The sequence below is a fragment of the Micromonospora craterilacus genome, assembly GCF_003236315.1.
Taxonomy (GTDB): Bacteria; Actinomycetota; Actinomycetes; order Mycobacteriales; family Micromonosporaceae; genus Micromonospora; species Micromonospora craterilacus.
The window spans coordinates 14,246-29,457 of the sequence record NZ_POTY01000064.1 but is presented as its reverse complement, the minus strand read 5'-3'; the positions used below and the strand labels follow the sequence as shown (position 1 = coordinate 29,457).

17 protein-coding genes and 1 riboswitch are annotated in these 15,212 nt (G+C 72.0%); of the genes, 1 reads left to right on the top strand and 16 read right to left on the bottom strand.

Going from position 1 to position 15,212, the window contains the following annotated elements:
- Positions 1 to 2,091, bottom strand: a 2,091-nt coding sequence (gene gcvP / locus C1I95_RS12780; RefSeq protein ID WP_111214022.1) for an aminomethyl-transferring glycine dehydrogenase, incomplete at its 3' end; no start/stop codon positions are given.
- Between the two features lie 78 nt (positions 2,092 to 2,169).
- A riboswitch (glycine riboswitch) is annotated at positions 2,170 to 2,268 on the bottom strand.
- Positions 2,269 to 2,423: 155 nt separating this feature from the next.
- Positions 2,424 to 3,284, bottom strand: a complete 861-nt coding sequence (locus C1I95_RS12775) for an NAD-dependent protein deacetylase (RefSeq protein ID WP_111214021.1) — start codon at positions 3,282 to 3,284, stop codon at positions 2,424 to 2,426.
- Positions 3,285 to 3,495: 211 nt separating this feature from the next.
- On the opposite strand from C1I95_RS12775, the gene C1I95_RS12765 reads away from it, so the two are divergent.
- On the top strand, positions 3,496 to 4,155 hold the full coding sequence (locus C1I95_RS12765) for an SDR family oxidoreductase (protein ID WP_111214019.1): 660 nt from the start codon (positions 3,496 to 3,498) through the stop codon (positions 4,153 to 4,155).
- A 115-nt stretch (positions 4,156 to 4,270) separates the two neighbouring features.
- On the opposite strand, the gene C1I95_RS12760 is transcribed toward C1I95_RS12765, so the two are convergent.
- The 14 genes from C1I95_RS12760 to C1I95_RS12695 all read right to left on the bottom strand — a co-directional run bounded on the left by C1I95_RS12760 (position 4,271) and on the right by C1I95_RS12695 (position 15,190).
- Positions 4,271 to 4,960, bottom strand: a complete 690-nt coding sequence (locus tag C1I95_RS12760; RefSeq protein WP_111214018.1) for a DivIVA domain-containing protein — start codon at positions 4,958 to 4,960, stop codon at positions 4,271 to 4,273.
- A gap of 34 nt (positions 4,961 to 4,994) precedes the next feature.
- Positions 4,995 to 6,158, bottom strand: a complete 1,164-nt coding sequence (locus C1I95_RS12755) for a globin domain-containing protein (protein WP_111214017.1) — start codon at positions 6,156 to 6,158, stop codon at positions 4,995 to 4,997.
- Positions 6,159 to 6,160: 2 nt separating this feature from the next.
- Positions 6,161 to 6,559: a group I truncated hemoglobin gene (locus tag C1I95_RS12750; RefSeq protein ID WP_111214016.1), complete on the bottom strand. Its 399-nt coding sequence runs from the start codon at positions 6,557 to 6,559 to the stop codon at positions 6,161 to 6,163.
- A 448-nt stretch (positions 6,560 to 7,007) separates the two neighbouring features.
- Positions 7,008 to 7,604 carry a MerR family transcriptional regulator gene (locus C1I95_RS12745; protein ID WP_111214015.1) on the bottom strand — a complete coding sequence of 199 codons (597 nt, stop codon included), beginning with the start codon at positions 7,602 to 7,604 and terminating at the stop codon, positions 7,008 to 7,010.
- 207 nt (positions 7,605 to 7,811) lie between these two features.
- Positions 7,812 to 8,276 carry a bifunctional nuclease family protein gene (locus C1I95_RS12740; protein ID WP_013733914.1) on the bottom strand — a complete coding sequence of 155 codons (465 nt, stop codon included), beginning with the start codon at positions 8,274 to 8,276 and terminating at the stop codon, positions 7,812 to 7,814.
- Positions 8,277 to 8,449: 173 nt separating this feature from the next.
- Positions 8,450 to 9,148, bottom strand: coding sequence for a transcriptional regulator FtsR (ftsR, locus tag C1I95_RS12735; RefSeq protein ID WP_199523725.1), 699 nt, complete (start codon positions 9,146 to 9,148; stop codon positions 8,450 to 8,452).
- A gap of 50 nt (positions 9,149 to 9,198) precedes the next feature.
- A complete protein-coding gene (gene odhI / locus C1I95_RS12730; RefSeq protein ID WP_093402417.1) occupies positions 9,199 to 9,651 on the bottom strand; it encodes an oxoglutarate dehydrogenase inhibitor Odhl in 453 nt (150 codons plus the stop codon).
- Positions 9,652 to 9,872: 221 nt separating this feature from the next.
- The gene (gene gcvH / locus C1I95_RS12725; RefSeq protein ID WP_111214027.1) at positions 9,873 to 10,253 is read right to left on the bottom strand and encodes a glycine cleavage system protein GcvH; all 381 of its coding nucleotides are present in this window, start codon (positions 10,251 to 10,253) and stop codon (positions 9,873 to 9,875) included.
- A 54-nt stretch (positions 10,254 to 10,307) separates the two neighbouring features.
- Positions 10,308 to 11,237 (bottom strand): DUF881 domain-containing protein, encoded by a 930-nt coding sequence (locus tag C1I95_RS12720; RefSeq protein WP_111214013.1) that lies wholly within the window; start codon positions 11,235 to 11,237, stop codon positions 10,308 to 10,310.
- Between the two features lie 9 nt (positions 11,238 to 11,246).
- A complete protein-coding gene (locus C1I95_RS12715) occupies positions 11,247 to 11,579 on the bottom strand; it encodes a small basic family protein (RefSeq protein ID WP_111214012.1) in 333 nt (110 codons plus the stop codon).
- Positions 11,576 to 12,496 (bottom strand): DUF881 domain-containing protein, encoded by a 921-nt coding sequence (locus C1I95_RS12710; RefSeq protein ID WP_111214011.1) that lies wholly within the window; start codon positions 12,494 to 12,496, stop codon positions 11,576 to 11,578. The genes C1I95_RS12715 and C1I95_RS12710 overlap by 4 nt, the downstream gene beginning before the upstream one ends.
- A gap of 76 nt (positions 12,497 to 12,572) precedes the next feature.
- Positions 12,573 to 13,211 carry a cardiolipin synthase ClsA gene (clsA, locus tag C1I95_RS12705; protein WP_111214010.1) on the bottom strand — a complete coding sequence of 213 codons (639 nt, stop codon included), beginning with the start codon at positions 13,209 to 13,211 and terminating at the stop codon, positions 12,573 to 12,575.
- A 292-nt stretch (positions 13,212 to 13,503) separates the two neighbouring features.
- Entirely contained in the window at positions 13,504 to 13,962 is a 459-nt protein-coding gene (locus C1I95_RS12700) for a MarR family winged helix-turn-helix transcriptional regulator (RefSeq protein ID WP_111214009.1), read from the bottom strand.
- Between the two features lie 49 nt (positions 13,963 to 14,011).
- Positions 14,012 to 15,190 (bottom strand): PP2C family protein-serine/threonine phosphatase, encoded by a 1,179-nt coding sequence (locus tag C1I95_RS12695; RefSeq protein ID WP_111214026.1) that lies wholly within the window; start codon positions 15,188 to 15,190, stop codon positions 14,012 to 14,014.
- Positions 15,191 to 15,212: the final 22 nt, after the last annotated feature.

Here is a 15,212-nt window from a genome sequence, read left to right as displayed (position 1 = left end):
GCCGTGCGGAATGCAGAACGTCTTGTGCAGGTTCAGGTGCGACACGTCCGCGCCGAACCGGCCCGGCTTGGCGAACCCGACCAGCGCGTTGAGGTTCGCCCCGTCGACGTACACCTGCCCACCGGCGTCGTGCACCTTCGCGCACAGCGACGCGATGCCCGTCTCGTACACCCCGTGCGTCGACGGGTACGTCACCATGATCGCCGCCAGCACGTCCCGATGCTTGTCGATCTTCGCGTCGAGGTCGACCAGGTCGACGTTGCCGTCGGCGTCGCAGCCGACCACCACCACCCGCATCCCGGCCATCACCGCGCTGGCGGCGTTGGTGCCGTGCGCCGACGACGGGATCAGGCACACGTCCCGGTGCGCCTCGCCGCGGCTGCGGTGGTACGCCCGGATCGCCAGCAGCCCGGCCAGCTCACCCTGCGAGCCGGCGTTGGGCTGCACACTGACCGCGTCGTAGCCGGTCACCTCCGCCAGCCACCCCTCCAACTGGCCGATCAGCTCCCGGTAGCCGGCGGTCTGCCCGGCCGGGGCGAACGGGTGGATGTGGGCGAACTCCGCCCAGCTCACCGGCTCCATCTCGGTGGTGGCGTTGAGCTTCATCGTGCACGAGCCCAGCGGGATCATGCCCCGGTCCAGGGCGTAGTCGGCGTCGGCCAGCCGGCGCAGGTAACGCAGCATCGCCGTCTCCGACCGGTGGGTGCGGAACACCGGGTGGGTGAGGAAGTCACCGGTGCGCGCCAGCCCGGCCGGCAACGCCGCGGCCACCTCACCGGTGACCCCGTCGACGCCGAACGCCGCCCACACCGCCGCGAGGTGCGCGCCGGTGGTGGTCTCGTCACAGGACATCCCGACCCGGTCGACGTCGACCTGCCGCAGGTTGACCCCCCGTCGCTCGGCGGCCGCGACCACCTCGGCCGCCCGACCGGGCACGATCGCCGTCACGGTGTCGAAGAACGCCACGTCGGCGACGCTCACCCCGCCGGCCCGCAGCCCGGCGGCGAGCCGCGCCGCCATCTCGTGGGTGCGCCGGGCGATCGCCCGCAGCCCGTCCGGGCCGTGGTAGACCGCGTACATGCTGGCCATCACGGCGAGCAGCACCTGCGCGGTGCAGATGTTGCTGGTCGCCTTCTCCCGGCGGATGTGCTGCTCGCGGGTCTGCAACGCCAACCGGTACGCCGGGTCGCCGGCCACGTCGCGGGACACCCCGACCAGCCGGCCCGGCAGCATCCGCTCCAGCCCGGAACGCACCGCCAGGTAGCCGGCGTGCGGCCCGCCGAAGCCCATCGGCACCCCGAACCGCTGGGTGGTGCCGGCCGCGATGTCGACGCCGACCTCCCCGGGCGGACGCAGCAGCGTCAACGCCAGCAGGTCCGCCGCGACGGTGACCAGCGCCCCGGCGGCGTGCGCGGCCTCGACCAGCGGGGCGTGGTCACGTACCGCCCCGGAGGCGCCCGGGTACTGCAGGTGCAGGCCGAACAACTCCGCCGGCAGCGGCTCGGTGTCCAGGTCGAGGACCCGCACGTCGATGCCGAGCGGCTCGGCCCGGCCGGTGATCACCGCGACGGTCTGCGGCAGGGTGTCCGCGTCGACGACGTACACCGGGCTCTTGCTCTTCGACGCCCGCCGGGCCAGCGTCATCGCCTCGGCCGCCGCGGTGCCCTCGTCGAGCATCGAGGCGTTCGCGGTGGCCAACCCGGTCAGGTCGCACACCATGGTCTGGAAGTTCAGCAGCGCCTCCAGCCGGCCCTGGCTGATCTCCGGCTGGTACGGCGTGTACGCGGTGTACCAGGCCGGGTTCTCCAGCACGTTGCGGCGGATCACCGCCGGGGTGTGGGTGCCGTGGTAACCCAACCCGATCATCGACACGGCGACGGTGTTACGCGCCGCGAGGGACCGCAGCTCCGCCAGGGTGTCGTGCTCGCTGGCCGGCTCCGGCAGGTCCAGCCGACCGTGCCAACGGATCACCTCGGGTATCGCCGCGTCCATCAGCTCGTCGATCGAGGCGTATCCGACGGCCTCCAGCATCCGGCGCTCGTCGTCCGGTCCGGGGCCGATGTGACGGTCGGCGAACTGCTCTGCGGTCATGGGCGGCGCTCCTGCGGGGGCGGGGGTCGACAGGTCGGCCCTCCCCCTCTGTCACACCCCGCGGGCGCTCCACAGTGCCTGCCCCACGCGGTCCTTTTGCCTGAGAGGTTCCGGGGAGGATTTGCCCCTTCGGCGCCGACCTGGCTGCCGCCAGGCGGTCTCTCCCACGCGGGTGTTACCGGCGCGATCAACGCTACCAGCGTCCCGGCCGGCCCGCCGCGAACCCCCTGACCGGCCGCACCAGCGGGCCGGCAGCGCCGGGCGCGGCGGCGGCCGGCGGGTGTTAACAAGGGGCCCGTGCTCTACACCAGGCGTTAAGAAGGGGCCCTTCCTTACCGGCCGGCCGGGGCGGCGGCGGAGGTGTCGAGGAGCCGGTCGGCGAGGGCCGGCAGCAGCCGACCCAGCGGCGCGTCCACCCGCAGCTGGGCGTACCCGTCACCGCGGGTCGGCCCCTGGTTGACGATCACCACCGGCACCCCGTGCTTCGCCGCGCGCAGCACGAACCGGCGCCCCGACATCACCGTCAACGACGACCCCAGCACCAGCAGCAGCCGGGCCCGCTCCACCATCGCGAAACACGACTGGACCCGGGCGGCGGGCACCATCTCGCCGAAGAACACCACGTCGGGTTTGAGCAGCCCGCCGCAGGCCAGGCAGTCAACGGTACGGAACCCGGCCACCTCGGCGTCGCCGAGCTCCACGTCACCGTCGGGGTTGACCGCGCCGGCCTGCCCGACGAATCCCGGGTTGGCCAGCCGCAACCGCCGGTCCAGGTCCAGCCGGGGCGTGCGGTCCCCGCAGCCCAGGCAGATCACCTCGTCGAGCCGGCCGTGCAGCTCCACCACGTCGCGGCTGCCCGCCGCCGTGTGCAGTCCGTCGACGTTCTGGGTGATGATCCCCGCCACCAGGTCGGCGCGCTGCAACCGGGCCACCGCCCGATGCCCGTCGTTCGGGGCCGCCTGGGCGATCAGCCGCCACCCCAGGTGACTGCGCGCCCAGTAGCGGCGGCGCGCCAGCTGGTCTCCGGTGAAGGTCTGGTACGTCATCGGGGTGTGCCGTCGAGTAGCCCCGCTGGGCCCCCGATAGTCGGGAATGCCCGACTCGGTGGACAGTCCGGCGCCGCTGAGCACCACCACCCCGCCGCCGGCCACCAGCCCCGCCACCGGCTCGATCACGTCTTCCACCCGACCCATGCTGCCCCAGCCGAGCCGCCCGCGGCGAGCCCGGGCAGCCGCTCACCGGGTCGACCAGCCCGACCACAGGGCGACCACCGGACCGGGCCTGCAGCCACCGGACCGGGCCCGCAGCCACCGGACCGGGCCGGCGGCGACCTATCCCCACCCGGTGCCGCTCGCGGCCGGTGACCGCTCGCGGCCGGTGACCGCTCGCGGCTAGGTTGGCGGCATGCGCGTCGTCATCGCCGGAGGACACGGCAAGATCGCCCGACTGGTGCACCGGGAACTCGCCGCCCGCGGCGACACCCCGGTCGGCCTCATCCGCAACCCCGACCACGCCGCCGCGCTCACCGCCGCCGGTGCCCAGCCCGTCGTCGCCGACCTCGAACACCTCGGCGTCGCCGACCTCGCCGGGCACCTCACCGGCGCCGACGCGGTGATCTTCGCCGCCGGCGCCGGGCCGGGCAGCGGCGCCGCCCGCAAGGACACCGTCGACCGCGCCGCCGCCGCGCTGCTCGCCGACGCCGCCCAGACCGCCGGTGTACGCCGCTACCTGCAGGTCTCGTCCATCGGCGTGGACCGTGACCCGCCGGCCGGCACCGACCCGGTGTTCGTCGCCTACCTGCGCGCGAAGAAGGCCGCCGAGGACGACCTGACCCGCCGGGACCTCGACTGGACGGTGCTGCGACCCGGGCGGCTCACCGACGACGACCCGACCGGGCGGATCACCCTCGACCGGCAGGTGCCCCGCGGTGCCGTGACCCGCGCCGACGTCGCCGCCGTCCTCGTCGCCCTGCTCGACACCCCCGCCACCGCCGGACTGACCCTGGAACTGGTCGGCGGCGTCACCCCGATCGCCGACGCGGTACGCCAGATCACCCCCAGCTGACCCCGCCGACCCCCGACTGGCGCGGCAGTGCCGGTCGGGGGTCGGCGGCTGCCGCTCGACCGGTACGGCCGATGCCCGGCGTGGCGGCCCGGCGGAGTGGCCCGGCCCGGCGGGGTCAGCGCTGTTGGTGGCGCGGCAACGACCGCGCCGCCGCCCCGTTCACCGCGGCCGGCGGCGGCCCACCGATCCGGTCCATCGTGCGGGCCAGGTGCTCACTGCCGTCGTCGAGATGCCGCGCCGCCGCCTGCATGTGCGAGATCATCATCTCGCCGTAGATGCGCAGCGCCTCCCGGGCGGCCACTCCGTCGTCGAACGCCGGCCCGGCCGACGCGCGGTAGTCCTGCACCGCCCGCTCCGCCTCCTGGCGGGCCTCCTCCACCGCCGCCCGCACGTAGCTCTCGTACTGGGTGCGGGCGTACTCGGCGACCTTGCGGGCGTAGTCGTGCGCCTGCGCGATGATCTGCTCGGCCTCCCGCTGCGCCGCCGACAGCAGATTGACCTCCTTTGCCGCCGGCGACTTCGCGGCCGGACCCGAACTCGGGATCACCCCGTGCCGGTGCAGCTCCACATGGTCGTTGAGCCGCTCGTTCTCCGCCCGCAGATTGGCCACCTGGGTGGCCAGCAGATCCAGCTCGTCGGCCACCTGCATCCGGAACCGGTCCACGTCGGACTGGTCGTAGCCACGTCGGGCGAACGACGCCGACCCGAACTCCCACCGCCGGACCCGGTCGGGGGTCATCCGCACCTGCACACCACCGGCGACGTGCTGCGTGCCGTCGTACCTGCTGATCGGGGCCGCGTTCACCGCACCGACCCTCCCTTCGGGCTACGGAGTTCAGTCACCGGGCACCTCCGGACTCATCGGGGGCGGCCGTCCGCCACGCGGGGCCGTACCAGTGCTGACCCAGACCCTCGTAGTGCAGCTGCCCGGCGTGGTAGCCGGACCGGGTCAGGGCCGCCACCGTCTGCGACACCATCTCGTCGGAACCACACATGAACACATGCCGGGACCGCCAGTCACCGTCGGCCAACGCCCGGTTCACCGGGTGCACGAACTCCCCCGGCCGGTTCATGTCCAACCCCACCACCTGGGTCACCCGGAACCACGGGTACGACGCGGCGAGCTTGTCGATCGCGTCGCTGTCGTAGAACTCGCTGCGCGAGCGGGCCCCCACGTACAGGTCGACCCGGCGGTGCGGCCCCTCGGCGGCGACCTGCTCCACCAGCGCCTTCAACGGCGCCCATCCGGTGCCCCCGGCCAGCAGCAACAGGTCCGCCGAACCGGCCGGCCGCAACGTCAACCCGTCACCCACCGGCGCCGCCAGATGCAGCTGGTCACCCACCGCGCACCCGTACACCAGCCGCGACGACACCGCGCCGCCGGGCGCCGCCCGCACATGCAACTCCAGCGTGCCGTCCGCGCGGGGCGCGTTCGCCGGCGAGTAGTACCGCCACGACCGCACCGCCGGATGCGACACCCCGATCGACTGGCCCGCGGTGAACGGCAGCAGGTACTGCGGGCGCAACGTCAGCACCGCCACGTCGAACGCCCGCCGCTCGTGGCCGGTGATCTCGGCCACCCACCACGGTGGATTGACCGCCTCGGCGGCCTGCGCCGCCTCGGTCATCACCTTCGACACCAGCCCGTACGCCGCCGTCCAGTCCTGCGCCAGCTCGTCGGTCCACTGATCACCGAGGAAGTGCCGCAGCGTCGCCAGCAGCGCCTCCCCCACGGCCGGGTAGTGCTCCGCCCGGACCGCGAACTTGCGGTGGTCGGCGCCGAGGTCCTGCAGGTAGCCGACCAGGTGGTCCAGCTGGTCCACCTGGGACACGATGTGACCGAGGGCGGTGACCAGCCGATCCCGCTGACCCGCCATGTTGGTCGGGAACATCTGCCGGGTCTCGGGATACGCCAGGAACAGCGTCGAGTAGAAGTAGAGCGGCACCTGGTCGCCGTGTGCGGCGACCAGGGACCAGCTCTGTTTGAGCCGCGAGACGTCCACGCTCAGGCGTCCGCCCGGTCTCCGCCGGCCACCACCTGGTCCTGCACCTGCGCCAGCACCGCCTGCACGTCGGTGATGACGTCGCCCGGCACACCCAGCTGCGTCAACGTCGCCGTCAGATGCTCACCCACCCGTACGTAGTGCGCGACCGGGATGTTCAACGGCTGGTGCGCCGTAGCCAGGTCACGGCCGGTGTACTCGTTCGGGCCACCGAGCACCACCGTCAGCATCTGCGCCAGGTGCCGGCGCTGACCGGCCATCTCCACCTCGGCGAAGTAGCCGGCGAGTTCCGGGTCGGCGAGCACCCGTTCGTAGAACAGCTCGACAGCGGTTTTCACCGAGCTGGCTCCACCGATCCGCTCGAAGTGCGAGACGGGGGTGGTGTCTTCGGTAACCGTCACGGTCGTTCCTTCCGTCATGAGGGGGACGCGCGGCATCGGCGCAAAGGACGGTCCACTGGGGCGGGACCGCCCCTCGGCAGCGCCGCCAGCGGACCGTGTCGGACCATAGCGTGCCGGACCGGACACGTCACGGCCCGCCTATCGCATTCCCGACACAACGGAGTTGCTGAGAGTAATGGGAGGCGTCCAACTGGCCACGTACCGCCATCCGGTTACCACCGAGGGTGGTCGCGGCCGCCGGCTGACGGACGCCTGCCAGGCCGGACATCCATCGCAGCGGTAGGGCCGCTGACCTGCATCGACAACCCCACGCCCGCGACCCGGACCCGGCCACCGGCCGCACCGGGACCCGGCGCCCTGGATCTGCACGCTGCGTGACCAGCAAAAATCACACAAATGATCGGCGAAACCCGGACAGACCAGGCGCGTCACCGACGCCAGGGGACCCTCAGCCGGCCCGCCGGCGGGCCCGCCGCGCCGCCAACTCGTCGCCCACCGAATCCCCCGCCGGGGGCACCTCCGGCTCCTGCCCCACCGAACCCGCGGCGGGCTCCGCCGGAAGAGCCGACAACGAACCCTGGATCTCCTTGAACGCACCACCGATCGCGATGCCGAACACCCCCTGGCCGCCCTGCAACAGGTCGACCACCTCCTCCGGGGAACGACACTCGTACACCGTCGTGCCGTCGGAGATCAGCGTGATGCCCGCCAGATCCTCCACCCCACGCGACCGCAACGCCTCGATCGCCTTACGGATGTTCTGCAACGACACCCCGGCGTCCAGCAGCCGCTTCACGACCTTCAGCACCACCAGGTCCCGGAACGAGTACAACCGCTGGGTACCCGAACCCGACGCGTCCCGCACACTCGGCACCACCAGCGACGTCCGCGCCCAGTAGTCCAACTGCCGGTAGCTGATCCCCACCGCATGGCACGCCGTCACACCCCGGTACCCCACCGCACCGTCACTGTCAGTTGCCGACCCGGGCGTCCCACCCGACTCGGCCAGCCCCGTACCCGGATCGGAATCTCGCGGCTCGTGCATCCGGACAACCTCCCCGTCAGTGCGGTGACACGTCGTTTCCGGGACGCGCACCCCTCGACACGGCAACCCTATAGCGACCATCCAGGGTTACCGCGGAGAAACCGTCGCGACACGCCGCGCATCGACAGCGACAACCATCACCATCACGGTGAGTCACCGCAAAGGGAGAAACCGGGCCGCCCACCACGGCAGCACCGGTCAACCGGATCAGCCGGCGAAGTCCTCCGGACGCACCTGCTCCAGGAACTCCCGGAACTTCTCCACCTCGTCCTCCTGCTCGTCGGGAATCACAATCCCCGCCTCGCTGAGGACCTGCTCGGCACAACGAATCGGCGCACCGACCCGCAACGCCAACGCAATCGAATCGCTCGGCCGCGCCGACACCCGCACCCCGTCACCGATCAACAGATCAGCGAAGAACACGTTCTCCTTCAGCTCGGTGATCTCCACCGCCCGCAACGGCGCCTTCAACGCCGCCAACACATCCCGCAGAAGATCATGGGTCAACGGTCGGGCCGGCTTGACACCCTGCTGCTCGTAAGCGATCGCCGTCGCCTCGACCGCGCCGATCCAGATCGGCAGATAGCGGTCCCCCTCGACCTCCCTGAGCAGGACGATCGGCTGGTTGCTGGGCAGCTCCACCCGAACCCCGACCACGCTCAGCTCGCGCACCGCCGCCTCCGTGTCGTTGTCACCTACGCCGCACCGTGCCCTCATCTGCACGCTACACGGACCGCGACACGGTCATCCCGTGCGCTGCCCGCGCCTACGCCCGCGCCAGAAGAGGGTTACCCCCGCAAGCCTACGCCACGCGCCGACAGGCCGATCCGTACGCACACCCGCCCTCACCGACCCAACGTCGAGCGCAACCCCACCCGCACCAGCGCCGCGTGCAACTGCTGCGACAACGCCACCAACTCCCGCGCCGTCTCCGCCGCCCGCGCCCGCGCCGCCGGATCACTCTGCCGCGCCAACGGCGCCACCAACTGCGCGAACAAGCCGACCTCCCGGTCCGCCGCCGTCCGGTAGCCACGCAGATGCCGCGGCTGGAACCCGTACGCCGCCAGACCCGCCACCGCCTGCGCGATGATCAACGCATCGGCGTCATACCAACCCGGCGGATCCGACACCAGCAGCCCGAGCCGCTCCAACTCACCCAGCGTCGACTCGTCGATCCCGCTGCGCGCCACCAACTGCGTCCGGTCGAGCCGCACCTGCCCCGACTCGACCGGCGTCGCACCGCGCCCCGGCACCTCGCCATCGGGACCCACCGCCACCAACGCCGGCCGCGACCGCTCCGGCGCCTCACCGGAGGCATCCCACTGCGCCAACTGCTCACGGATCACCCGCAACGGCAGATACTGATCACGCTGCGCGGTCAACACGAACCGCAGCCGCGCCACGTCATCCCAGCCGTACTTCCGGTAACCCGCCGCCGTACGCTGCGGCTCCACCAGGCCCTCAGCCTCGAGGAACCGCAGCTTCGAAATGGTCACGTCCGGAAAATCCGCCCGCAACTCGGCCAGCACCTCGCCGATACTCATCAACGGCTGGGCGCGACCCGCCCCGGACGGCGTCGAGGCCGCAGGCTCGTTCACCCCCGGCCGGCCTCACCCTCCGGGCGCGGACCGGCGATGAACACCACCCGGAACTTGCCGATCTGCACCTCGTCACCGTTGCTCAACGTCGCCGCCTCGACCCGCTCCCGGTTCACGTACGTGCCGTTCAGACTGCCCACGTCCCGCACCGTGAACGTGCCACCATCCCGGTGGAACTCCGCGTGTCGACGCGACACCGTCACATCGTCGAGGAAGATGTCACTGTCCGGGTGCCGCCCACTGGTCGTCACATCATGATCCAACAGGAACCGGGCACCCGCATTCGGACCCCGACGGACCACCAGCAGCGCCATCCCCGGCGGCAGCGAACCGGACATCCGGCTCGGCACCACATCGGTGTCCGGCCCCTCCAGCGCTTCCTCGAGCGAACCGAGATTGAGCGTCGACGTGACGTCGAGCGGGGGGAACTCGTCGCCTGGGCGAGTCATGGGGACCACCTCACGGATCTGTTTCGGTCGGCGTCGGGAGACGGCGGGTCTGGCCGCCGGGCTCTCATCCACCCGGCGGCTGGCTCTCCGTGCCCCGAAAGGCTGTCCGCGACGCTCAACAAAATGGGTTCTCGGTCGACTGGGCGAGCCTAGCCAGCGCCGAAAAACAGGGCAACCGGACGCGCGGCACGGATACCGACCCGCCGGCACAGGGCAACGCTTCAGCTCTCGGTCAGCTCGCGATACGCAGCCGCGGACAACAGCCCGTCAACCGCCGCCGGATCCTCCGGAGTGATCTCCACCAACCAACCCGCACCGTACGGCTCCGAGTTGATCACCTCCGGCGTGTCGACCAACGCCTCGTTGCGCGCCGACACCGTACCGCCCAGCGGGGCGTAGATCTCCGACACGCTCTTGGTCGACTCGATCTCACCCAACGACTCACCGGCCGCGACCACCGCACCGGACTCCGGCAACTGCACAAAGACGATGTCGCCAAGAGCATCCTGCGCGAAATGAGTGATACCGACCCGCACGGCCCCGCCGTCGCCAGCAGCCACCCACTCGTGCTCAGCGGTGTAACGCAGATCCTCAGGAATCACCAGAAGCGTCCTCATCCATCGCGACACCGGACCAACCGGTGCCGGCCCACCGGCCTAGGCGACCGGACGGGCGTGTTCCAGCGTGCTCGGCACGTGCAGCGCCGAAACCTCGGCAACCTCACGATCCTCAACGATCACGTTACCGCCGTCGCCCGCCACCTGCGCGACCACCCCACCGGGAATGTTGAGCGCCGTACGCATCGTCGCCGGCTCCCCGATCACCGTGATCGTGAACGGCCCCGTCAACCGCCGCCCGTCCACGATCAACGACCCGTTCTCCCCGTCCAGGAAGAACGTCGACGCCACGATCCGCACCGACGCCCGGTCACCGCCGGAAATCTGCATCGCCTCCGCGCCGGCCCCCCGCAACTCCTGCACCGCGTCCAGCACCCGACTCGCCGAGATCGACTTCGTACCCGCCTGGAACCGCACCGCCAGACCCGGACCCCGCGCCGGCAACGTACCCGCCAGGATCCCCAGCTCGTCCGCCCGCCGGGTCGCCTCCTCCAGCGCCGCCTGACGCCCCTGCTCACCCGAGCGCAACTGCCGCTGACTCTCCTCCAACGAGGTGATGTCCTGCCGCAGCCGCATCTCCCGCGCCTCCAGGTCGTACAGGATCCGGACCAGATCCTCCTGCCGCGCCGCCGACAACGACGAATCCGACGACGTCGTCTTCAGCTGCACCGCCAGGGTGAAACCCAGCAGCACCAGCAGCACGCCGATCATCACGGCCGCCGAACTGAACGGTCGCCACCTCGCCGCGCCCGCCACCGGCTCCGCGCCGGTCGCCGCCGGCGGGTCCTCGATCGGCTCGGCCGGCGGCGCGTCATCGTCCTCCGGTCGCCCCTGCGGCGACAACGGACTCAGCTCATCCGGATCCGGCGCCTCCGGCCGCGGGTCCGGCTCGCCCGCCGGCCCACCCGGCCGGGCCGGACCCGCCGGCTGCGGCCACCCCGTGCCCGTCTCGGTGTGCTCGTCACTCACGCCACAAACCTACGCCCGGAACAGGTGCCGGCGGATCGCCGCCACGTTGCCGAAGATACGCACTCCCAGCACAACCACCACACCGGTGGACAACTGCCCGCCCACCCCCAACTGGTCACCCAGATACACGATCAGCGCGGCCACCAGCACGTTCGAGATGAACGACACCACGAACTGCTTGTCGTCGAAGATCCGGTCCAGCTTCGCCCGGACCCCACCGAACACCGCGTCCAGCGCGGCCACCACCGCGATCGGCAGGTACGGCTGCAACGCCGCCGGCACCGTGGGGTCCAGCCACAAACCGAGCCCTACACCGGCCAGCAGGGCCACCACCGCGATCATCGACCACCTCCGGAGGGACTGGGGGACGTACCCGAGCCGGACGACCCGTCACGACCCGACGGCGACACGCTCGGACTCACCGCGGGCTCCGCGTAGCGTAGCCGCGGCTCCGGAGCCGCCGGCAGGGTGAGGTTGTCGGCGTCCCGCACCGCGAACGACAACCCGGTGTCCTGGGCCACCTTCCGCATCGTCAACGCACTCCGGCTGGCCTCGTACCGCTTCCGCATCGAACCCGGACCGATCGCCGACACCTCGTACGGCCCGGTCACCGGCCGGATACCGACCAGGATCGCCTGGCCCGCGAAACGGATCGTCGAGGTGGCCGTCAACCGCTCCCCGTTGATCGCGATCGCCTCCGCCCCGGCGCCCCACAGGTCGTTGGCCACTCCCTGCAGGTCGCTGTAGATCACCTGGGACGGGCCGACGTTGCCGGCGTTGAGCGAATCCTGACCACTCGGCCCGTCCACCAGCCGCACCACCACGCCGTCACCACGCACCTTGCCCAGGCCGGTGCCGGCCTCCAGGTTGCGCAACTGGGCCGCCTGTGAACCGCCCAGCGCCGCCTCCCGCTGCCGGTTCACCTCCTCGCGCAACTCGTCGGCCCGCGCCGACATCGCATCCGTGTCGCTCTGCCGCTGCTGGATCTGCGCCACCAGCCCGGAGCGGGCCTGCGCGCGCCCCGGCTCCTCGGCCGTGGTCTGCCGGTACGCCACCGCCCCGAGGAAGCCGAGCAGCACCACGACCACCAAACTGACCGGCCCCACCGACCAGCCCGGCCGCGCCGGCCGCCCGGTCTTGGCACGCTGGGCCGCCGCGTCCGCGTAGCCCGGATCCAGCGGGTTGCGGAACAACTCGGTCAGGAAGTCCGGCGTGAAGACCCGCGCGCCGCGCCGGCCCGCACCGGGATCGTCGCTCATGCCGGCACTCCGCTTCGCTCCGTGCCGCCATGAAGCACCACCGCGCTGAGCCGATGATTCGCTCGCTGACGCTCGCTCATGCCGGCACTCCTTGACCCCGTACCGCCCGCACCAGCTGGCGTGCCTGGATCACGTAGAGCGCACCGGCCACCCAGTAGAGCACCAGTCCCCACCACGCCAGGGCCCAGCCCACCGCGCCGGCGATCGCCGCGGCGGCCGGCACCGCGGCGGCCAGCAGCAGCACCGGGAAGGCCGCCAGCAGCAGAAACGTGGCGGTCTTGCCGACGTAGTGCACCGGCGGTGGCCCGTAGCCGTGCCGGCGCAGCACCGCCAGCGAACCGAGCAACAGCAGCTCCCGCGCCAGCAGGGCGGCGGTGAACTGCCAGGGCACCACCTCGCGGGCGGTGAAGGCGACCAGGGTGGCGAGGATGTAGAGCCGGTCGGCGAGCGGGTCGAGCAGTTCGCCGAGGCGGCTGACCTGCCGCAGCCGGCGGGCGATCCAGCCGTCGACCCAGTCGCTGGTGCCGCCGACGGCCAGCACCACGATCGCGGCCACGTCGGCGCGGACGACGAGGAACAGGTACAGGAAGAGCGGGACGCCCAGCAGGCGTATGAAGCTGATCAGGTTCGGCAGGGTCAGCACCCGGTCGTCGGGCTGCTGTCCACCGGCGCCGGGGGCCTGCGGTTGCTCTGCCCGAGCGGGCCGACGCGACACCGAACCTCCTCCGCGACACGCTCGACCACCGCGGCCCATGGTCCGCCGTGGAACGTCGTGCGCCCTGTCGAGCCGGCTGGCGCCGGCGCCCCCTGCGATCCCGATCCGGGACCTCCCCTGGCCCCGCCGTCCACCGTCGATGATCACGGGCCGGCCGGATGCGCTGCCACTATATCGGGCTCCCCGCACGGTTCCGCTGCCCAGCGGTGGCGCGTCCGGTAGCTGGACCGTGCGGTGTGTGACGGGCATCACCACGCGTAAGGCGTCCTAGGACGGAGGGTTGCGCCGGGCGTCAGGCGCTCCGAGCCGAGGCGTCCGGCGGTTCCGCAGCCACCACCGCCTGCCCGAACGCCTGCAACGCCCGCAGCAGGTCCTGCTGCACCCGGGCGGGCATCCGGTCCAGCACGACCCGCACCGCCTCGTGCCGACGCGACCGCAGCTCCCCCAGCAGGGCCTGCGCCGCCGTGGTCGGCACCAGCCGCACCTCGCGGCGGTCCCGCGGGTCGGCCACCCGACGCAGCAGGCCGATCGCCTCCAGGCGGTCACACAGCCGGCTGGCCGAGGAGGGTACGACGTCCAGCAGCTCGGCCAGACCGTTGACGTTGGTCTCGGGCCGGCTGGTGAGCAGCGACAGCACCCGCAGCTGGGTCGGCGAGACGGCGAGCCGCTGTCGGGAGACCGCGGAGTCGAGCACGCCCACCAACGCCTCGGCGGCTGCGTCGATCGCCGCGGCGAGATCCGGTCGTTCCACCCGATGTCCCCTGCGATTGTCCCGCTGGTCCTGCCCCGACCGCCGCTCGTCAGTCGCCCTCCCGGCGGGCGGAACCGCGCCAGTCCAGGCAGACCACGACCGCGTCGTCACGCAGATCGGCGTCCGCGTGGAAGGCCTGCAACTCGCGCATCACCGTACCAATTGCCTCGGTCGGCGGCTGCAACCGCGTGGCCCGCATCGACCGGGCCATCGCCCGCTCCCCGTACGTCTCCCGGCCGCTCGGATCGGCCGCCCACACCCCGTCGGAGACGACGAACAGCCGATCCCCCGGGTCGAGATCGAACTCCTGCAGGTCGTAGCGGGTCTCGGCGAACATGCCCAGCGGCAGCTGCTGCTCCAGCGCGACCCGGGAGACGGTACCGCCGCGCAGCCGCATCAGGTGCGGGGAGCCGGCGTCCACCGCGCCCACCCGCCCGGTGGCGCAGTCCAGCTCCAGCAGCACGGTCGACACGTGCCGATGCCCCCGATGCTGGTAGAACACCGTGTCGGAGGCGAGTTCCGCCTGTTCCACCAGGCCGCCGTCGGAGCGGCGGGCGTTGCGCATCGCGTTGACCGTCACCGCGGTCAGCAGGGCCGCGGTAAGTCCGACACCGTCGCCGTTGAGCACGGTGACGGTGAGCCGATTGTCGTCCAGGGACCAGTCGAAGTGGTCACCGCCCACCGTGTACGCGGGTTCCATCTGCCCCGCCAGCTGGAACGAGCCGTGGCTGACGCTGCGGCCCGGCAGCAGTTCCCACTGCAACTCGGCGGCCATGCTCAGCCGCTCCTGCCGCCGGGCCCGCCGGTAGCGGTCGGTCTCCCGGTCGGCCGCGCGCAGCGCCAGAGCCACCTCGCCGGCGATGTCCGCCGCCCGCCGGACGACCGTCTCCGCCGGCGCCTCGGGCAACTCGACCATGAGCACGCCCAGCCGCTCACCCCACACCGACAGCGGCAGGTAGAGCCGGCACCGGCCGTCCTCGGCGAGGTCCCGGACGGGTTGCTGGCTGCTGAAGCAACGCTGCAGCACACCCGGTACGGCCTCAGCACCGGCGGACGGCTGCCGCGAGTCGAGCACCGGCCACAGCCCACTGCTCCGGTAGTCGGCGACGAACACGGCGGTGCCCGACGCACCCAGGACGGACCGGATGGCCCGGTCGGCGGCCTCGACCACCCGGTCGGGCGGGGCCTCGCGCAGGGCGCGGGAAACCCCGGTGGGTGGATCCGCCATGACCATCCTCCGAAATACTTGC